This is a genomic window from Polaromonas sp. P3_B1, from assembly GCF_056402935.1.
This window is the reverse complement of sequence record NZ_JBFUGK010000018.1, coordinates 14,687-33,697: the sequence shown is the minus strand read 5'-3', so window position 1 is coordinate 33,697 and position 19,011 is coordinate 14,687. Positions and strand designations below refer to the sequence as shown.

The window sequence follows — 19,011 nt, the reverse complement described above, 5'->3', positions numbered from 1 at the left end:
CGCGAAATCCGGCGTCAACCGTCCACCGGAGCCGCAGCGGCGGCATCGGTTTGTGGCTCATTGACATCGACTGCGATGGAGATCGGGCCGGCGGCCATTTCGGTTTCGCCGTCATCTTCGCCCAACGGGTCGGGCGACTCGTCAATCTCCACGTCCAGCCGCTCGGTCACCGTGCCCGACACGTCCAGCGTGATCTCGTCGATCTCGCCCAGGCGCACGCGCACCTTCGCGCCGCGCGGCAGGCCTTGCGCACCCACGGCGGGCAACACCAGCGGCAACTCGTCGGCGCGCACCAGGTTGTCCTTGAAGGCAATGGCCGTCAGCTCGGTGATGCCGTTTTGCTGCAGGTATTTGAGGGTCCAGTAACGCTCTATGCCGGCCTGGAAACCGTTGTAGGCGCTGTAGGCGGCGTCAAAGCCCGAAATGATGGAAAACAGCTCGGCGTCCTTGGGCTTGAAGGGCGCGGCCAGCGCGGCCGTGCGCCCGTGGCGAGCGCAGGCGATGATCTGCCACTGGTTGACCAGGTCGGTGTAGCGGCGCAGCGGCGAGGTGCTCCAGGCGTAACTTTTGACGCCTATGCCCGCATGCGGCAAGGCCTTGGTGCCCATGCGCACCTTCACGCCGGGCGCCAGGCTGGCCTGGCTGCGGTAGATGCCGGGCACGCCGTGCTCGGCCAGCCACTGGCCCCAGGTGCTGTTGGCGAGGATCATGGCCTCGGCGACGATCAAGTCCAGCGGCGCGCCGCGCTGGCGCGTGCTGATGCTGACGGCCTCGTTGCCTTGGGGCTCGCCGCCCGTGGGGTTGTCGAGGCGGAAGTTGTAGTCGGGCCGGTTGAAGTTCTCGGGCTTGCCGCGCACGATTTCGCGCTGCGCCTTCAGGTGTCTGGCCAGCCGGTGCAGGAAGGTGAGCTCCACGCCCCACTGCACGGCTGTGGGCGGGTTGATTTGCGCGGCTTCGAAAAAGGCTTCGGTGAAAGTGCTGTCCAGCATGTCGTGGCGCAAGTTGCTCACGATGGGCACCTGCTCGAGCCGGGTCACGCTTTCCTTGATTTCCAGCGTGGCTTCATCGAGCGTGAGGTACAGAGACAGGGCAGGGCAGTTGCGGCCTTCCTGCAAGGTGTAGCTTTTGACGATCTCGTCGGGCAGCATGGTCAGCTTGTAGCCCGGCATGTAGACGGTGGAAAGCCGCGCGCGGCCCACAACGTCAATCGGGCTGCCGGGCTGCACGGCCAGGCCGGGTGCGGCGATGTGAATGCCCAGGGTGACGGTGCCGCTGCCCAGGCCCTGGACGGAGAGCGCGTCGTCGATTTCGGTGGTGGCTGAGTCGTCAATGGAAAACGCCTTGACGTCGGCCAGCGGCAACTCATCCTTGACTTCGGGCGCCTGCAGCGCCGGGAAGCCCGTGCCTTTGGGAAAGTTCTCGAACAGAAAGCGCTTCCAATGGAACTGGTAGGGCGAGGCAATGGCGCCGGCTTTTTGCAGCAAATCCAGCGGCGCGGTGTGCGTGGCGCGCGAGGCCTCGACCACGGCCTTGTACTCGGGGCTGTTCTTGTCGGGCTTGAACAGGATTTTGTAGAGCTGCTCGCGCACGGGCGCGGGGCATTCGCCGCGGCCCAGCTCCTCGGCCCAGGCGGTGATTTGTGCCGCAACCTGCTTTTTCTTCTCGATGGCGGCCAGCGCCTGTTGCAGGATTTCGGCAGGCGCCTTCTTGAAGCGGCCCTTGCCGGCGCGGCGGAAGTAGTGCGGCGCGTCGTAGAGGCGGAACAGCGCCGCGGCCTGCTGCTCCAGCGTCGCGGGTTTGCCGTCGGCGCTGAAGTAATCGCGGGCCAGGTCGGCAGAGCCGAATTCGCCTTCGCCGGCGAATTCCCAGGCCAGGTCCAGCTCGATGTCGGTGCTCAGTTTTTGCCCGGCGGCCATCAAGTCGGCGGGCGAGGGTTTCTCAAACTTCAGCAGGGCATTGACGCCCTTGACCTTGACGCGCTTGCCCGAGTCGAGCTCCACCTGCAGCGAGGCGTCGCTCTCGGACAAAATGCGGCCGGCCAGAAACTTGCCGGCTTCTTCAAACAATACAAACAAAACGGGATCCCTTTGGTGTCTTTGGGTGTCTTTGGTGACTTGGGACTAGTGTAATCAGGCCCCGTTTGGTCGCGTTTCAGGCCAAGGCCAGGAAATCCAGGATTTCCGGCACATGCGCGTCGAAGTCGCTCAGCGCATGGTCGCCGCCGTCCAGGATGCGCAGGTGGGTGCCTGCGTAGCGGCCCGCCATTTCGCGCCAGTCGAGCACCTCGTCGCCCTTGGCGATGATGGCCAGATAATTGCCGGGCGCCTTGAGCGGCCCAGCATGCTGGGCTTTGAGTTCTTCGACAAAACGCGGCTCAAAGAAAAAATGCTCATCAGGGTTGTGCCAGGCGGTTTGCTCGCCGATATAGCGGGCCAGGTCGCGCGCCGGCTCTACGGCCGGATTGAGCAGCACGGCCTTGCAGCCTGTGCGTTCGGCCACGGCGGTGGCGTAAAAGCCGCCCAGCGAGGAGCCGACCACGGCCAGGCTTTGGTAGCCGGCCTGTTGCGGCCACCGGGCGATTTCGTCCATGACGCCGCGCAAGGCCTCGTCGGGCGACGGCGGAAGCTGCGGGCACCACCAGTGCACAGCGGGATGGCGCTGCCGCACGATGGCCGCCATTTTCCGGGCTTTCATGGACTGTGGCGAGGAACGAAAGCCGTGCAGGTAGAGCAGGTGGGTGGTGCGCATTCCGCCATGGTAGACGGGAGCCCACGGTCTTTGGCTTTGGCCGCGGACCCTGGCGGATAATCCCCGCCATGGCCGCCGTTTTCGACAAACCCTCTCTTTACCAGCGAACTTTGCCCCTGCTGCAGGGTTTTGACGGCCTGCTGGCGTTTGCCGTCTTCCTGCTGGCCTGCGCGGGCTTGCTGATCATGTATTCGTCGGGTTATGACCACGGCACCCGCTTTGTCGACCATGGCCGCAACATGCTGATCGCCGGGGCCATCATGTTCGTGGTGGCGCAGGTGCCGCCGCAACGCCTGATGGCCTTTGCCGTGCCGCTCTACATCGTCGGGGTGACCCTGCTGGTGGCCGTCGCGGTTTTCGGCGTGACCAAAAAAGGCGCCAGGCGCTGGCTCAACGTGGGGGTGGTGATACAGCCCAGTGAAATCCTCAAGATCGCGATGCCCCTGATGCTGGCCTGGTGGTTCCAGAAACGCGAAGGCCAGCTGCGCCCGCTGGATTTCCTGGCCGCCGGATTGTTGCTGGCGATGCCGGTGGGCCTGATCATGAAGCAGCCCGACCTGGGCACCTCGCTGCTGGTGCTGGCCGCCGGCCTCGCGGTGATCTTTTTCGCGGGCCTGAGCTGGAAGCTGATCTTGCCGCCGGTGCTGCTGGGCCTGGTGGGGGTGTTCCTGGTGGTGTGGTTCGAGCCGCAAATCTGCGCCGACGGTGTGCGCTGGCCCATATTGCACGACTACCAGCAGCAGCGCATCTGCACCCTGCTGGATCCGTCGCGCGACCCGCTGGGCAAGGGCTTTCACATCATCCAGGGCATGATCGCCATCGGTTCTGGCGGCATCACCGGCAAGGGCTTCATGGCCGGCACGCAGACGCACCTGGAGTTCATCCCCGAGCGCACCACTGATTTCATCTTCGCGGCCTACTCCGAGGAGTTCGGCCTGCTGGGCAACCTGCTGCTGATCACCGGCTTCATCTTCCTGATCCTGCGCGGGCTGGCCATCGCGCTGGAGGCCTCGACTCTGTTCGCGCGCCTGCTGGCGGGGGCGCTGACCATGATTTTTTTCACCTATGCCTTCGTCAACATGGGCATGGTCAGCGGCATCCTGCCAGTGGTGGGCGTGCCTTTGCCTTTCATCAGCTACGGCGGCACCGCCATGGTGACGCTGGGCCTGGCGCTGGGCATGCTGATGTCCATCGCCAAGGCCAAGCGCCTGGTGCAGACCTGAGAGCCGCCGCGTGAACGCCCGCATCGTGACCGTGATAGGGGTGGGGAATATGGGCGGCGGCATGGCGGCCAACCTGCTGGCCAAGGGCTGGGATGTCCGTGTTTGCGACATTGATGCTGTCAAGGTTGCGGCCATGGTGCAGTTGGGCGCCAGAGCCATTGCCAGCCCTACCGACGCCCCGTTGGATTCACAGGCCTTCATCGTCTGCGTGGTAGACGCGGCGCAAACCGAAGACGTGCTGTTTGGCGTGCAGGGTCTGGCCTGCATGCTGCAGCCCGACCACGCGGTGATGCTGTGCCCGACCATCGCGCCGCAGGACGTTGAATCCTTCGCCGCCCGGCTGGCCGAGCGCGGTGTGCACACGCTGGACGCGCCCATGTCGGGCGGCCCGGCCCGCGCGCGAGACGGCTCCATGAGCCTGATGCTGGCTTGCACGCAGGCGGTATACGCTCAGCAGGCCGGCTTGCTGCGGGATTTGTCGGCCAAGGTGTTTCACATCAGCGAAAAACCCGGCGACGGCGCGCGCACCAAGCTCGTCAACAACCTGCTGGCAGGCATCAACCTGGTGGGCGCGGCCGAGGCGCTGGCCTTGGCTGAGCGCCTGGGCCTTGATCTGGGCAAAACCCTGGACGTGATCGAGCAATCCAGCGGGCAGAGCTGGATTGGCTCTGACCGCATGCGCCGCGCGATTGCCGGCGACTACGCGCCGCGCGCGCATGTGACGCTGCTCGAGAAAGACACGCGATTGGCCGTGGCGGCGGCACATGCCGCAGATTTTGAAGGCCCGCTGGGCGAACGCGCCAGCCGGGTCTTTGCCGAGGCCCACCAAGCCGGGCTGGCGGGCGAAGACGACGCCGCGCTGTTCAAGCACCTGGGCGGCGAGGGCGGTTGAGCGTTTTTCGCGCTGTTTCGCCCCATTTGCGGCAAAACCCCGCGGCCCGCTTGGCTCGCGCTTCACACAGCCCGGCGCACAGGCAGACTGCCTACAATGGCCGCATGACCTCACTTCGCTCCACCAACGCCTCCGCCCCCAACAAGTCCACGGTCTCTTCGGCCGCCAGGCCTACGGTGGAGTCGACCTCGGGGCGGCTTGAGATCGCGCAGAAACTGCTGCTGGCGCCTTTCGGCCTCACGCAGGCGCACCTGGGCCGCGCTCTTGGTGAAATCACCTCGTACGGCGCGGACGACGCCGACCTGTATTTCCAGTACACCCGCAGCGAAGGCTGGAGCCTGGAAGAGGGCATTGTGAAGACCGGCTCTTTCAGCATCGACCAGGGCGTGGGCGTGCGCGCGGTGAGCGGCGAGAAAACTGCCTTTGCCTATTCCGACGATATTTCCGAAGCCTCCTTGCTTGATGCAGCACGCACGGTGCGCAGCATTTCCGCCGGCGGCAAAAGCGCCCGCGTCAAAACGCCTGCCGGCCGCATCGCCGGCAGCCGCTCGCTCTACCAGGGGCTGGACCCGATTGCCACGCTGGACAGCACCGCCAAGGTCCAGTTGCTGGAAAAAGTCGAAAAATTCGCCAAAGCCAAGGACCCGCGCATCGTGCAGGTCATGGCGGGCCTCGCCAGCGAATACGACGTGGTCATGGTGGCGCGCGCCGACGGTACGCTGGCCGCCGACGTGCGGCCGCTGGTGCGCCTGAGCGTGACGGTGATCGCCGAGCAGAAAGGCCGGCGCGAAGTCGGCTCGGGCGGCGGCGGCGGCCGTTTCGGCCTGGCGTATTTCGACGACGCGCAAGTCGCCGAGTATGTGAACGACGCGGTGAAAGCCGCCCTGACCAACCTTGACGCGCGCCCCGCGCCGGCCGGCGAGATGACGGTGGTGCTGGGCTCGGGCTGGCCCGGCATCCTGCTGCACGAAGCCATAGGTCACGGCCTGGAAGGCGACTTCAACCGCAAGGGCTCCAGCGCGTTTTCCGGGCGCATAGGCCAGCGCGTGGCGGCCAAGGGCGTCACCGTGCTGGACGACGGCACCATCGCCGACCGCCGCGGCTCGCTCAATGTCGACGACGAGGGCAACGCCAGCCAGCGCAATGTGCTGATCGAAGACGGGATTTTGAAGGGCTATATCCAGGATTCGCTGAACGCCCGCCTGATGAAAGTCAAGCCCACCGGCAACGGCCGGCGCGAGAGCTACGCCCACGTGCCCATGCCGCGCATGACCAACACCTATATGCTGGGCGGCGACAAGCAGCCCGAGGAAATCGTGGCCAGCATCAAGAAGGGCCTGTACGCCACCAACTTCGGCGGCGGCCAGGTCGACATCACCTCGGGCAAGTTTGTTTTCTCGGCCAGCGAAGCCTTCTGGGTCGAAAACGGCAAGATTCTTTACCCCGTCAAGGGCGCGACGATTGTCGGCAACGGCCCCGATGCACTGACCCGCGTCACCATGATGGGCAACGACATGGCCCTGGACAGCGGCGTCGGCACCTGCGGCAAGGAAGGCCAGAGCGTGCCGGTCGGCGTCGGCCAGCCGACGCTGCGCATTGACGGCCTGACGGTAGGCGGAACGGCCTGAAACGGCTGTTTTCAGGGCTTTCGCGGACCTGTGCTACATTCCAGCTTATGAATTCGGCCAAGTTTTACTTTGCTTACTTTTGGTTCTCCAGCGCTTTCGGCGGTAGAGAGATCAAGGCGTGACCCGATAAAACGCACCGAATCTCCAAAAACCGCCGGCTCCCGGCGGTTTTTTTTTGCCTGTTCTGTTTGCTGAATGTTTGTACTGAACCTGAATTGCCTGACTGACACCCGACACCCTAGAAAAGGAAGATTGCGATGAATGCCAAGCCCACCTCCGCCAGCGACAACTGGTATGCGACCGTCGAAAAAACCAGCCAGACCGACGACGAACGCATCAAGGACATCACCGTGCTACCCCCTCCCGAGCATCTCATCCGCTTCTTCCCCATCCGCGGCACCGCCGTCGAGACGCTGATCAGCAAAACCCGCAAAAGCATCCACAACATCATCCAGGGCAAGGACGACCGCCTGCTGGTCGTCATCGGCCCCTGCTCCATCCACGATCCCGCCGCGGCGGTGGAGTATGCCCGCAAGCTGCTTGAGCAGCGCAAGAAATACGAAGGCACGCTGGAAATCGTGATGCGTGTCTACTTCGAAAAGCCGCGCACCACCGTGGGCTGGAAAGGCCTGATCAACGACCCGTACCTGGATGAAACCTACCGCATCGACGAAGGCCTGCGCATCGCGCGCCAGCTGCTGATCGACATCAACCGCCTGGGGTTGCYGGCCGGCAGCGAGTTCCTGGACGTGATCTCGCCGCAGTACATCGGCGACCTGATCTCCTGGGGCGCCATCGGGGCGCGCACCACCGAAAGCCAGGTGCACCGCGAACTGGCCTCGGGCCTGTCGGCGCCAATCGGCTTCAAGAACGGCACGGACGGCAACATCCGCATCGCCACCGACGCCATCCAGGCGGCGGCGCGCGGCCACCATTTCCTGTCGGTGCACAAAAACGGCCAGGTCGCGATCGTGCAGACCAACGGCAACAAGGACTGCCACGTGATCTTGCGCGGCGGCAAGACGCCCAATTACGACGCGGCCAGCGTCGCGGCGGCGTGCAAGGAACTGGAAGCGTCCAAGCTGCCGGCCACGCTGATGGTGGACTGCAGCCACGCCAACAGTTCCAAGCAGCATGAAAAGCAGGTCGATGTCGCGCGCGACATCGCAGGCCAGGTGGCCGGTGGCTCGCGCCATGTATTCGGCCTGATGGTGGAAAGCCACCTGAACCCCGGTGCGCAGAAATTCACCCCCGGCAAGGACGACGCGAAAGCGCTGGAATATGGCAAAAGCATCACTGACGCCTGCCTGGGCTGGAACGATTCGCTGGATGTGCTGGAAATTTTGTCGGCTGCCGTGCTCAAGCGGCGCGCCGCCAAGTAAGCGCTATCGGCCGCTTGCGGGTTTGTGCGAATAGCCGCAATACCCGCAAGTCGCCGACCATGGATAAGAGCCTGTTTACGACCTATTTGGGGCCACGCCTGCCCTTCGGGTTGGGGTGAAATCGGGCGATTTGGCGCCCCAGTCCCTTGCATGGGCAGGAGCCTATGCAGCGGGCTCTGGGCCACCAACTCATCCCGATTGCATCCCAACGTGGCCCCAAATAGGTCGTAAACAGGCTCTAACTGATCAGGAGCCATCATCATGCGCAGTGAAGTCAGTGTGAGCTTCAAGGACAGCCCACCCGTGCGGCTGGACCTCAACGAAGTGCAGCCCATGCCGCACGACGTGGCGCGTTGGTGGCTGGACGACCAGTTCACGCAGATGGGGTGTGAACCGCTGCGGCCCACCGGCAAGCTGCTGACCGCCGACAAGGTCGTGGTGGTGGCTCAGGCCGCCGGGCCGGCAAAGTTCGCCGAGGCCAAGTGGGCGCAGGAGTTTGCCCGTGCGACCAGCGCGGCGCTGGCCAAGCCCGTCGTGCACATCGACGTGGCCACGCTTTCTATTAGTTATTAATGAGAGCCCCCCAGGGGCCCCCAGGCGTTCTGGGCAACGGCTCAGGCCTTGAGCGCTTCCAGCAGTTTGGCGTGAATCCCGCCAAACCCCCCATTGCTCATGCACAGCAGATGGTCGCCCGGCCGGGCAGCCGCCATGACCTGGTCCAGTAGCTGGGCTATGGTGCCGGCGACCTGGGCGCGCTCGCCCATGGGCGCCAGCGCGGCACGCGCGTCCCAGTCCAGCCCGCCCGCGTGGCAAAACGCCAGGTCGGCCTGCTCCAGGCTCCAGGGCAACTGGGCCGTCATGGCGCCCAGCTTCATGGTGTTGCTGCGCGGCTCGAAGATGGCGAGGATGCGTTCGCCGCCCCGGCCGGCGCTTTGCAACTGGCGGCGCAGGCCGTCCACGGTGGTGTGGATGGCGGTGGGGTGATGGGCGAAGTCGTCATACACGGTGATGTCGCCGCCTTGGCGCGGGATCACGCCGCGAACTTCCATGCGGCGTTTGACGTTCTGGAATTCGGTCAGTGCCAGCGCCGCGGCCTCGGGCGCCACGCCCACATGCTCGGCCGCCGCGATGGCGGCCAGGGCGTTGAGCTGGTTGTGCATACCACTGATGCCCCACTTCACATGGGCTACGGCTTCGCCGGCCTTGAGCACATGAAAGTCATGCGGTTCGCCATGGGCGGTGAAGCCGGCCTTGTTCAGAAGGCCATTGCCAAAGAGTAGTTGCTCACTCCAGCAGCCCTGGGCCAGTACGCGCTGCAGGCTGGCCTCGGCCGCGTTGACGACGATGCGGCCTTGCGAAGGCACGGTGCGCACCAGGTGGTGGAATTGCCGCTCTATGGCCGCCAGGTCGTCAAAGATGTCGGCATGGTCGAACTCGAGGTTGTTCAGCACGGCGGTGCGCGGCCGGTAGTGCACAAACTTGCTGCGCTTGTCGAAAAACGCCGTGTCGTACTCGTCGGCCTCGATCACAAAGGTATTGCCCTCGCCCAGCCGGGCCGAGACGCCGAAATTGAGCGGCACGCCGCCAACCAGGAAACCCGGCTTCAGCCCGGCGTGCTCCAGGATCCAGGTCAGCATGGCCGTGGTGGTGGTCTTGCCGTGTGTGCCGGCCACGGCCAGCACATGGCGCGGGCCGGTCGCATGGTGGGTGGGGTGGTGCAATACATGGCCCGACAGCCATTGCGGGCCGCTGGTATAGGGTTTGCCGCTGTTCAAGATGGCTTCCATCAGCGGGTACTTGGGCGTCCCGTCGGCCAGCCGGGCGCGTGAAATCACGTTGCCGACCACAAACACGTCGGGCTCGAAGGCCATCTGGTCGGCGCCGTAACCCTCGATCAGCTCGATGCCCAGGCCGCGCAGCTGGTCGCTCATGGGCGGGTAGACGCCGGTGTCGCAGCCCGTGACTTTGTGTCCCGCCTCCCGCGCCAGGGCGGCCAGGCCGCCCATGAAAGTGCCGCAGATCCCCAGAATATGTATGTGCATGGGGCTGTATTCTAGGCAGGGCTTTCGCTGCTCCAGCATGACCAGGGGCGGACGGCGGCGGGGGCTGAACTTTAAGGGGCCACGCGAGCCTAACCGGGGCACAATCACCTGACCCCTTCGCATCTCTTGCGGCCTGCGGGCCTGCCGACCTTGATCCCACACACCCTCAAATCCGAAATCGCCGCCACGGCCGCCGCGCTGGTGGTCGAGGAAGGGCTGGAATACGGCCCGGCCAAACGCCGCGCCGTCAAACAGCTGGCGCTGCCGGCCCGTACCGAGCTCCCCGGCAATGACGAGCTGGAAGACGCGGTGCGCGAATACATCGCGCTGTTCTGCGCCGACACCCAGCCGGCCGAGCTGGCTGCTTTGCGCGAACTGGCCCTGGTCTGGATGGAGCGCCTGGCGCAGTTCCGGCCTTACCTGGGCGGTGCCGTCTGGCACGGCACGGCCACGCGGCTGTCCGATATCTATATCCAGCTTTTCTGCGATGACCCCAAATCCGCTGAAATCGCGTTGATTGAGCACAATGTGGACTACGAGCCGCGCACCGTGACCGGCTTTACCGGCGACAGCGTGGAAGCGCTCAGCCTGCGAAGCATGTGCAAACCTTTGAATGAAACGGTGGGCGTGCACCTGATGGTCTACGACCATGACGACTTGCGCGGTGCCCTCAGGCCCGATACCAAGGGTCGTTCGCCACGGGGCGACATTGCCGCAGTGCAAAAATTGCTATCCATCCAACCCGGAGCTTGAGAACACGTGAACCGCAGAAACCTGATTTATGGCGGTACAGCCGCTTTGGCTGGTCTGGCCGGCGTGGGCGCCGCCTGGTGGAAATTCCAGCCCCACCAAGTAGATGAGAAGGTGGTGGCCCCAGCGCCTGGCGCCGCAACCGGCAACGCGACCGACGCGTTCTGGAGCCTGAACTTTGACATGCCGGACGGAAAGAACCTGTCCATGGGCAGTTTTCGCGGCAAGCTCTTGCTGGTCAATTTCTGGGCCACCTGGTGCCCGCCCTGTGTCGAGGAATTGCCTTTGTTGGATTACTTCTACCAGGAAAATCGCGATAAAAACCTGCAAATAGTGGGTTTGGCCGTTGATCAACCCACCGCTGTGCGAACCTGGCTGCAAAGCAAGCCCCTGCATTTTCCGGTCGGCATGGCCGGCCTGGGAGGGACCGAGCTCAGCAAATCCCTGGGTAACCTTGCCGGCAGCCTGCCCTTCACGGCGGTGTTCAGTGCCTCGGGAGAGCTGCTGCACCGCAAGATCGGCAAGGTCCTGCCAGAGGATCTGGCGCAGTGGGCGAAGCTCGTCTAGGAGTCCTGACGAGGGTTTTGTCGCAAAATTCGGCCAACCTGCGGCAATATGCTCCTAACGGCACTGTCTGAAGGGGTTTCAGGGAAATTGAGACCAACCGCCAGACGGTTTGGAATGGCCTCCGGCTTGATGTACACTCTGCGCTTTCCCGGGGAATGCCGCCTGGCTCCACCCCGCAGTAGTTAACTGATAAGCGCTTTAAAGCGTAAAAGCAGAAAGTAAGTGAAAAAAGAAGGAAGATCGGTGGCCACGTCAAGTGCGCCCTGTTTCCAGCCTTTCAATCAAAAGCTGCGCCCAGATCCCGCGCCAGCATCTACCGTCGTTGGAGAGAACCCATGGATTTAAGAAAACTCAAAACCCTGATCGACCTCGTCTCGGAGTCCAACGTCTCCGAACTGGAAATCACCGAGGCAGAGGGCAAGGTACGCATCGTCAAATCCAGCGGTGCTCCCGTCGTGATGCAGCAGCCGGTTGCCATGGTAGCAGCTCCCGCAGCGGGCCCGGTCGCCGCTACGCCGGCTGCTCCCGCCGCCGAGGCGGCGCCTGTCGCCCCCGCCGGCCATGCCGTCAAGTCGCCCATGGTGGGCACTTTCTACCGTTCCGCCAGCCCCGGCGCCAAGCCTTTTGTCGAGCTCGGCAGCGTGGTCAAGGAAGGCGAAACCATCTGCATCATCGAGGCGATGAAGATCCTCAACGAGATCGAAGCCGACAAGTCGGGCACGGTCACCAAGATTCTTTCGGAAAACGGCCAGGCTGTTGAATACGGCCAACCCCTCTTCATCATTGAATAAGCGGGGCGCAGCGCCTCCTTTTCAAACCAGGCTTACCGACGCATGTTCAAAAAAATTCTGATCGCCAACCGCGGAGAGATCGCTTTGCGCATCCAGCGCGCCTGCCGCGAACTCGGCGTGAAGGCCGTGATGGTGTACTCCGAGGCCGACCGCGAAGCGAAATACATCAAGCTGGCGGATGAATCGGTCTGCATAGGCCCGGCGCCCTCCAAGGACAGCTACCTCAACATGCCGGCCATCATCTCGGCGGCCGAGGTGACGGACGCCGAAGCCATCCACCCCGGTTACGGTTTCCTGAGCGAAAACGCCGATTTTGCCGAGCGGGTCGAGAAAAGCGGCTTCAAGTTCATAGGCCCCTCGCCCGAATCCATCCGCATCATGGGCGACAAGGTTTCGGCCAAGCAGACCATGATCAAGGCCGGCGTGCCCTGCGTGCCCGGCTCCGAAGGCGCCTTGCCTGACGACCCTGTCCTCATCAAGCGCACCGCCAAGCAGATCGGCTACCCGGTCATCATCAAGGCGGCCGGCGGCGGCGGCGGGCGCGGCATGCGCGTGGTGCACACCGAGGCGGCCCTGCTGCACGCGGTGCAGACCACCAAGGCGGAGGCCGGCGCGGCTTTCGGCAACCCAGAGGTCTACATGGAGAAGTTCCTGCAGAACCCGCGGCATATCGAAATCCAGATCCTGGCCGACCAGCACAAGAACGCGGTCTGGCTGGGCGAGCGCGACTGCTCCATGCAGCGGCGCCACCAGAAAGTCATGGAAGAGGCGCCGGCGCCCGGCATTCCTCGCAAGCTGATCGAGCGCATCGGCGAGCGCTGCGTCGCGGCCGTCAAGAAGATCGGCTACCGCGGCGCGGGCACCTTCGAGTTTCTCTACGAAAACGGCGAGTTCTATTTCATCGAGATGAACACCCGCGTGCAGGTGGAGCACCCGGTCACCGAGTGGATCACCGGCGTGGACATCGTGCGCACCCAGATCATGGTGGCCGCCGGTGAGAAGCTGCCCTTCGCCCAGCGCGACATCGAACTCAAGGGCCATTCCATCGAATGCCGCATCAACGCGGAAGACCCCTACAAATTCATTCCCTCGCCGGGCCGCATCACGACCTGGCATACGCCCGGCGGGCCTGGCGTGCGGGTGGATTCCCATATTTACGCCAACTACTTCGTGCCGCCCAATTACGACTCCATGATCGGCAAGATCATCGTCCACGGCGACACGCGCGAGCAGGCCCTGGCCCGCATGAGCACGGCGCTGGCCGAGACCGTGGTCGAAGGCATCAACACCAACATCCCGCTTCACCGCGAACTGATGGTGGATGCCAAGTTCATGGATGGCGGCACGAATATCCACTACCTTGAAGAGTGGCTGTCGAAACGCGAGCGCTAGCCCCCACGGTGGATGTGGCCCCCACGGTCGCTCACTTCGTGTAGCTCCCTGCTCCCCGGGGGGGCCGCCCGCCCTGCGGCCCGGCAAAGCCGGTTCCGCGGCTCATGCTGGCAGGGGATTGCCATTGTCTAAATCAACCAGCGTGCCTAAACCATGTTTGAACTGATCCTGCTGGCCCCCGTCGACGAGGTCGAGATCCTGAGCGAGGCGCTGGATGCGCTGGATGCGCTCAGCGTGTCGGTGGAGGACGCCGATGCGCAGACGCCGGCTGAGCAGGCCCTGTTCGGCGAGCCCGGCATGCCGCCGCCCAAGGCGGGTTGGGAGCGCTCACGCGTGGTTTCGCTGTTTGCCACCGAAGCCCTGGCGCGCGACGCAGCCGCTGTGCTCGCGGCGCAGGATTTTTTCGCGGGCTGCCGGGTGGTTGCCATCCAGCCTGTGCCCGAGCAGGACTGGGTGCGTCTGACCCAGTCGCAGTTCTCGCCGGTGGACATCACGCCCGAATTCTGGATCGTGCCGACCTGGCACGAACCGCCGGCCGAGGCCAGGCAGGTCATCCGCCTGGATCCGGGCCTGGCTTTTGGCACCGGCACGCACCCCACCACACGCATGTGCCTTCGCTGGATAGCCGGCCGGGCGGGTAAAGACTTCGGCCGCGTGCTGGACTACGGTTGCGGCTCGGGCATTCTCGCCATTGGAGCTGCGAAGTTCGGCGCGGCCGACATTGACGCTGTCGACATCGACCAGGCTGCCGTGGAGTCGACGCTTGCCAACGCCGAAGCCAACCATGTGGTGCTCAACGCCGGCCTGCCCGAAAAAGCGTCCGGGCAGTACCGCACCGTGCTGGCCAACATCCTGGCCACGCCGCTCAAGGTGCTGGCGCCCCTGCTCTGCGCCCATGTCGAGAAGGGCGGTAACCTGGTGCTTGCCGGTATCCTGGAGCGCCAGGCTGAAGAGCTCACGCAAGCCTACGCCCCCTATTGCCAGCTCAAGGTGCATGATGCGCAAGAAGGCTGGGTCCTGATGACCGCCAGCTTCTAGGCCGGCCCCTTATGCCGCGCACGGCGGCTTACAGGCCTTCAACGGGGGCGCGGCCCCTACAATACAGCGCTAAATGAGCCTGATTACGCGCTGCCCCGCCTGCGGCACGATGTTCAAAGTCGTGACCGACCAACTCAAAGTCTCACAAGGCTGGGTGCGATGCGGGCATTGCGCTGAAGTGTTCGACGCATCTGCCCATCTGCTGCCACGCGACATGTCTTCGCTCAGCGCGCCTACGGCCACGCTGGCGCCCGCGCCTGAGCCCCCCCCGGAGTTTGACCGCCCCACCGAGCCGCAAAGCCTGCCCATGGCGGACCCGCCGGTGGAGCCGGCTCGACAGGAGTGGGCGCCGGCGCGCTCGTTTGCCGACAGGGCGCCGCTGCGGCCATCCAGCCCCGGCTGGGAGGAGGCCCAGGACAGCGCCGCCGATTTTGATCCCGCGCGCTGGAAGCGGGCGCAGCAGGAGCGCCAACACGATCCGCTCGAGCTGCCCGCCGAACCTCTGCCAGAAGCGCCGCTGCCGCGCCAGCCGGCCATGGTGAGCCAAGCCATTGAGGACGATTCCAGCTTTGCCTATTCAGACGTCGACTCCGGCATGCCGGGGCAGGCAGTGCAGCACGACGTGTCCTTTGTGCGGGAGGCGCGACGCAAAGCCTTCTGGCGAAAGCCACTGACGCGTTTGACGCTGCTCCTGCTGTCTCTTTTGCTGCTGGCCACGTTGGTGGCGCAGTGGGCTGTCCAGCAACGGGACATGCTGGCCGCGCTGGAGCCGCGGCTGCTTTCGCCGCTGCAGGCATTGTGCGGCCCGTTGCACTGCGAGATTCGTCCGCCCCGCCATATCGAGGCCCTGGTGATAGACAGCTCCACTTTCAATCGGGTCGCCCCCGACGTTTACCGCCTGAGCTTCACCCTCAAGAACACCGGCGTGGCGACCCTGGAAATGCCTTCGCTGGAAGTGACCCTGACCGACACCCAGGACCAGGCCGTGGTGCGCCGCATCCTGTCACCGGCGCAGTTCGGCGCCAAGGGCGCGACCCTGGCGGCCCAGTCCGAACTGGCGGGCCTGGTGATCATGAAGGTCTCAGGTGAGGTGGCTGCCGCTTCGCCCCCTTCCGCCTCCGCCACCTCGTCCTCCTCTTCTCCCGCACCATCACCGTTGCGGGTGGCGGGCTACCGTGTCCTGGCTTTTTATCCCTGACTATCCCTGACTGAAACGAGAAAAATCAATGTCTGCTGTTATCTGTGGTTCCCTGGCGTTTGACACCATCATGAGCTTCGAGGGGCGTTTCTCCGAGCAGATACTCCCCGACCAGTTGCACATCCTCAATGTCTCTTTCCTGGTGCCGGCATTGCGGCGCGAATTCGGCGGCTGCGCCGGCAACATCGCCTACAGCCTGCGGCAGCTGGGCGGCACGGCGCTGCCCATGGCCACGGTCGGCAGTGATGGCGCCGAGTATGTGGAGCGCATGAAAACCCTGGGCATCAGCACCGAGTTCGTGCGCCAGGTCGGTGATACCTACACCGCGCAGGCCATGATCATGACCGACCGCGACAACAACCAGATCACCGCATTTCACCCCGGCGCGATGATGCAGGCCCATGTGACCCGTATCGCGGCGCGCGATGACATCAAGCTGGGCATCATCTCGCCTGACGGACGGGATGCCATGCTGCAGCACGCCGAGCAGTTCAAGGCGGCCGATATCCCTTTCGTGTTTGACCCGGGCCAGGGTCTGCCCATGTTCGACGGCAAGGAACTCTCGCATTTCGTTGAGCTGGCCACCTGGGTGACCGTCAACGATTACGAGGCCAAAATGCTCAGCGACCGCACCGGCTTGTCGTGCGCCGAATTGTCGCGGCGTGTGCAGGGCCTGGTGGTGACGCTGGGCGCCGAGGGCTGCGAAGTCTGGATTGACGGTGAAAAAACACTGGTGCCACCCGTGAAGGCCGAGGCCGTGGTGGACCCGACCGGCTGCGGTGACGCTTTCCGCGGGGCATTGTTGTTCGGCCTGGAGCAGGGTTGGTCTCTGGCGCGGTGCGCCGCATTGGGCAACCGGGTGGGCGCGCTCAAGATCGCGACCCGCGGCGGCCAGAACTACAGCTTGTCGGCCGAGCAGATCGCGGCTTAACGTACGTCTCTCAAGCGGCTGGATCCTCCTCGTCCACCGCTTTCGCGAGTTCGTCCCACGCGGCTTGGCCGGCCGCCGCGGCACTCACACGCAGCTGCTTGCGCCTGRAGGTCTCGCCACGCGCCAGCTGGACCGCTTGTTGCGGGACCCGCAGGCAGCCGACCAGCCATTTCACCAGGGCCTGGTTGGCCTTGCCATCCACGGGCGGCGCCTGCAGCCGCAAGCGCAGCGCCTGCCGGCCGGATTCACCGTGCAGGCCAACGGCCTGGGTCCTGGCGGCATTCGGCACCACGTGCACGTCGATCAGCACATCCCCGTTCTTTTCCATGCGCAGAAAAGCCAGCTCAGGCGGTTGTGTGGGTGGGACCATTGCGGTTGTGGGAAGGGGAGGCGAGAGGGCGGCGGGCATGAAAAAAGCCCGACATCTTTCGATATCGGGCTCTAAGCAGAATTACCTTACTGCTTACGGCTTGCTGGCGGTCGGAAACGGCCAGGCAGCTTGCGGGTTCAGAGTAGTCTGAGCCGCAGGGGCAGCCGCTGCAGCAGGTGCTTTCGCAGCTTTGGCAGCAGGTTTTTTCGCGGCTTTCTTCGCAGCGGGCTTTTTCGCTGCTTTCTTGGCGGCAGGCTTTTTCGCAGCGGCTTTCTTGGCCGCTGGTTTCTTCGCTACCTTTTTCGCGGCCTTCTTGGCTGCTGGCTTTTTGGCTGCAGCTTTTTTCGCTGCTGGCTTCTTGGCCGCTACCTTCTTGGCTGCTGGCTTTTTCGCTGGCGATTTTTTCGCAGCTGGCTTCTTGGCCGCTACTTTTTTCGCTGGAGCTTTTTTAGCCGGAGCTTTTTTCGCTGCTACTTTTTTAGCAGGAGCCTTCTTAGCTGCTGCCTTTTTAGCAGGAGCCTTCTTCGGAGCAGCTTTTTTAGCCGCAGTTTTTTTCGCAGTTGCCATAGTTTTCTCCTTGATCACGTTGCAAAGAGCACTTCACGGTTGGAGTACGTAAAGCGATTCACGGCGTTGGGCCCCGGATAAACCGGTCCCAGCGCCGCGAACACAGGAGCAAAGCCCAGCGCGCACTCTGCGGTGCTGTCGTTGGTCATTGCAATTCTAGAAATCATTGTTGGGCGTTTTCAATCAATCCCAGGACAGGGCACCACCGGACTGGTACTCGATCACGCGGGTTTCAAAGAAGTTGCGCTCTTTTTTCAGGTCGATCATTTCGCTCATCCACGGGAATGGATTCTCCTCGTTGGGGAAGAGAGTTTCAAGTCCGATCTGCGTGGCGCGGCGATTGGCAATATAGCGGAGGTAGCCTTTGAACATGGAGGCGTTCAGGCCGAGCACGCCGCGCGGCATGGTGTCTTCGGCGTAGCGGTACTCCAGTTCGACGGCTTTCAGGAACAGGGCCTTGATCTCTGCCTTGAACTCCGCGGTCCAGAGGTGAGGGTTCTCCAGCTTGAGCTGGTTGATCAGGTCGATGCCGAAGTTGCAGTGCATGGACTCGTCGCGCAGGATGTACTGGTACTGCTCAGCGGCGCCGGTCATCTTGTTCTGGCGGCCCAGGGCAAGAATCTGCGTGAAGCCGACATAAAAGAACAGGCCTTCCATCAGGCAGGCGAACACGATCAGCGACTTGAGCAGGGTCTGGTCGGCTTCAGGCGTGCCGGTCTTGAAGTGCGGGTTGGAGATGGCTTCAATGAACGGGATCAGGAACTGGTCCTTGTCCTTGATGGACTGGACTTCGTTGTAGGCGTTGAATATTTCGGCTTCGTCCAGGCCCAGCGATTCAGTGATGTACTGGTAGGCATGGGTGTGGATGGCTTCCTCGAAAGCCTGGCGCAGCAGGAACTGGCGGCACTCGGGCGCCGTGATGTGGCGGTAGGTGCCCAGCACGATGTTGTTGGCGGCCAGCGAGTCGGCGGTCACGAAGAAACCCAGGTTGCGCTTGACCAGGCGGCGTTCGTCTTCGGTCAGGCCGTTCGGGTCTTTCCAGAGCGCGATGTCGCGCGTCATGTTCACTTCCTGCGGCATCCAGTGGTTGGCACAGGTGGCAAGGTATTTTTCCCAGGCCCATTTGTATTTGAAGGGCACCAGCTGGTTGACGTCGGTCTGGCCGTTGATGATGCGCTTGTCGGAGGCTTTGACGCGCTGCGCCTTGGCGGGTTCGGCGGAGACAGGCGCCGAAGGGGCCGCAGTTTGCGCAGGTGCAAAGGCGCCGTCGTTGAGCATGCGCACTTGCGCCTGGGGTTGCTCGGCGGCGTTAAAAGAAAGAGGCGGAAGTTCCATCGAGCGGCTTTCGGGAGAGCCGCTGTTCTGAGGTGTTTGCAACGATGGTTTGACTTCTTCGTCCCAGGTCAACATAGAGGTTTCCAATACTGTGGGATTATGAAAGCAGCGATACAAAATGAAAAGTGTTCATTCACATCGCTACAAAATTGTGTTG

19 protein-coding genes are annotated in these 19,011 nt (G+C 63.6%); 12 read left to right on the top strand and 7 right to left on the bottom strand.

Annotated elements, in window-relative coordinates:
- Nucleotides 1-14: 14 nt before the first annotated feature.
- Together AC1DXS_RS12250 and AC1DXS_RS12245 are read right to left on the bottom strand one after the other, a co-directional pair.
- Nucleotides 15-2,075 carry a ribonuclease catalytic domain-containing protein gene (locus AC1DXS_RS12250; protein ID WP_477737762.1) on the bottom strand — a complete coding sequence of 687 codons (2,061 nt, stop codon included), beginning with the start codon at nucleotides 2,073-2,075 and terminating at the stop codon, nucleotides 15-17.
- A 76-nt stretch (nucleotides 2,076-2,151) separates the two neighbouring features.
- The gene (locus tag AC1DXS_RS12245) at nucleotides 2,152-2,748 is read right to left on the bottom strand and encodes a YqiA/YcfP family alpha/beta fold hydrolase (protein WP_477737761.1); all 597 of its coding nucleotides are present in this window, start codon (nucleotides 2,746-2,748) and stop codon (nucleotides 2,152-2,154) included.
- Between the two features lie 68 nt (nucleotides 2,749-2,816).
- Between AC1DXS_RS12245 and rodA the strand changes: the two genes are divergently transcribed.
- From rodA to AC1DXS_RS12220, 5 genes are all read left to right on the top strand, one after another.
- On the top strand, nucleotides 2,817-3,971 hold the full coding sequence (gene rodA, locus AC1DXS_RS12240; RefSeq protein ID WP_477737760.1) for a rod shape-determining protein RodA: 1,155 nt from the start codon (nucleotides 2,817-2,819) through the stop codon (nucleotides 3,969-3,971).
- Nucleotides 3,972-3,981: 10 nt separating this feature from the next.
- Nucleotides 3,982-4,863, top strand: a complete 882-nt coding sequence (locus AC1DXS_RS12235; RefSeq protein ID WP_477737759.1) for an NAD(P)-dependent oxidoreductase — start codon at nucleotides 3,982-3,984, stop codon at nucleotides 4,861-4,863.
- Between the two features lie 104 nt (nucleotides 4,864-4,967).
- Nucleotides 4,968-6,491, top strand: a complete 1,524-nt coding sequence (gene tldD, locus AC1DXS_RS12230) for a metalloprotease TldD (RefSeq protein ID WP_477737758.1) — start codon at nucleotides 4,968-4,970, stop codon at nucleotides 6,489-6,491.
- A 257-nt stretch (nucleotides 6,492-6,748) separates the two neighbouring features.
- Complete coding sequence (locus tag AC1DXS_RS12225) at nucleotides 6,749-7,873, top strand: 3-deoxy-7-phosphoheptulonate synthase (RefSeq protein ID WP_477737757.1); 1,125 nt, start codon at nucleotides 6,749-6,751, stop codon at nucleotides 7,871-7,873.
- Between the two features lie 261 nt (nucleotides 7,874-8,134).
- Nucleotides 8,135-8,446: a hypothetical protein gene (locus AC1DXS_RS12220; RefSeq protein WP_477737756.1), complete on the top strand. Its 312-nt coding sequence runs from the start codon at nucleotides 8,135-8,137 to the stop codon at nucleotides 8,444-8,446.
- 41 nt (nucleotides 8,447-8,487) lie between these two features.
- On the opposite strand, the gene mpl is transcribed toward AC1DXS_RS12220, so the two are convergent.
- A complete protein-coding gene (mpl, locus tag AC1DXS_RS12215; RefSeq protein WP_477737755.1) occupies nucleotides 8,488-9,915 on the bottom strand; it encodes a UDP-N-acetylmuramate:L-alanyl-gamma-D-glutamyl-meso-diaminopimelate ligase in 1,428 nt (475 codons plus the stop codon).
- Nucleotides 9,916-10,068: 153 nt separating this feature from the next.
- Here mpl and AC1DXS_RS12210 point away from each other — a divergent pair, with 153 nt between their 5' ends.
- From AC1DXS_RS12210 to AC1DXS_RS12180, 7 genes are all read left to right on the top strand, one after another.
- The gene (locus AC1DXS_RS12210; RefSeq protein WP_477737821.1) at nucleotides 10,069-10,668 is read left to right on the top strand and encodes a hypothetical protein; all 600 of its coding nucleotides are present in this window, start codon (nucleotides 10,069-10,071) and stop codon (nucleotides 10,666-10,668) included.
- A gap of 6 nt (nucleotides 10,669-10,674) precedes the next feature.
- Nucleotides 10,675-11,232, top strand: coding sequence for a TlpA disulfide reductase family protein (locus AC1DXS_RS12205; RefSeq protein ID WP_477737754.1), 558 nt, complete (start codon nucleotides 10,675-10,677; stop codon nucleotides 11,230-11,232).
- Between the two features lie 335 nt (nucleotides 11,233-11,567).
- Nucleotides 11,568-12,023: an acetyl-CoA carboxylase biotin carboxyl carrier protein gene (accB, locus tag AC1DXS_RS12200; protein WP_477737753.1), complete on the top strand. Its 456-nt coding sequence runs from the start codon at nucleotides 11,568-11,570 to the stop codon at nucleotides 12,021-12,023.
- A gap of 42 nt (nucleotides 12,024-12,065) precedes the next feature.
- Nucleotides 12,066-13,415, top strand: coding sequence for an acetyl-CoA carboxylase biotin carboxylase subunit (gene accC, locus AC1DXS_RS12195; RefSeq protein WP_074576243.1), 1,350 nt, complete (start codon nucleotides 12,066-12,068; stop codon nucleotides 13,413-13,415).
- A 153-nt stretch (nucleotides 13,416-13,568) separates the two neighbouring features.
- The gene (prmA, locus tag AC1DXS_RS12190; RefSeq protein WP_477737752.1) at nucleotides 13,569-14,453 is read left to right on the top strand and encodes a 50S ribosomal protein L11 methyltransferase; all 885 of its coding nucleotides are present in this window, start codon (nucleotides 13,569-13,571) and stop codon (nucleotides 14,451-14,453) included.
- A 73-nt stretch (nucleotides 14,454-14,526) separates the two neighbouring features.
- The gene (locus AC1DXS_RS12185; protein ID WP_477737751.1) at nucleotides 14,527-15,651 is read left to right on the top strand and encodes a DUF3426 domain-containing protein; all 1,125 of its coding nucleotides are present in this window, start codon (nucleotides 14,527-14,529) and stop codon (nucleotides 15,649-15,651) included.
- A 28-nt stretch (nucleotides 15,652-15,679) separates the two neighbouring features.
- The gene (locus AC1DXS_RS12180) at nucleotides 15,680-16,582 is read left to right on the top strand and encodes a carbohydrate kinase family protein (RefSeq protein ID WP_477737750.1); all 903 of its coding nucleotides are present in this window, start codon (nucleotides 15,680-15,682) and stop codon (nucleotides 16,580-16,582) included.
- A 10-nt stretch (nucleotides 16,583-16,592) separates the two neighbouring features.
- On the opposite strand, the gene AC1DXS_RS12175 is transcribed toward AC1DXS_RS12180, so the two are convergent.
- The 4 genes from AC1DXS_RS12175 to AC1DXS_RS12160 form a co-directional block, all read right to left on the bottom strand.
- A complete protein-coding gene (locus AC1DXS_RS12175; protein ID WP_477737749.1) occupies nucleotides 16,593-16,952 on the bottom strand; it encodes a DUF167 domain-containing protein in 360 nt (119 codons plus the stop codon).
- Nucleotides 16,953-17,045: 93 nt separating this feature from the next.
- A complete protein-coding gene (locus AC1DXS_RS12170) occupies nucleotides 17,046-17,519 on the bottom strand; it encodes a histone H1-like DNA-binding protein (RefSeq protein ID WP_036837576.1) in 474 nt (157 codons plus the stop codon).
- Nucleotides 17,520-17,533: 14 nt separating this feature from the next.
- Nucleotides 17,534-17,668 (bottom strand): hypothetical protein, encoded by a 135-nt coding sequence (locus AC1DXS_RS12165; protein WP_436156450.1) that lies wholly within the window; start codon nucleotides 17,666-17,668, stop codon nucleotides 17,534-17,536.
- Nucleotides 17,669-17,702: 34 nt separating this feature from the next.
- On the bottom strand, nucleotides 17,703-18,929 hold the full coding sequence (locus AC1DXS_RS12160) for a ribonucleotide-diphosphate reductase subunit beta (protein ID WP_477737748.1): 1,227 nt from the start codon (nucleotides 18,927-18,929) through the stop codon (nucleotides 17,703-17,705).
- Nucleotides 18,930-19,011: the final 82 nt, after the last annotated feature.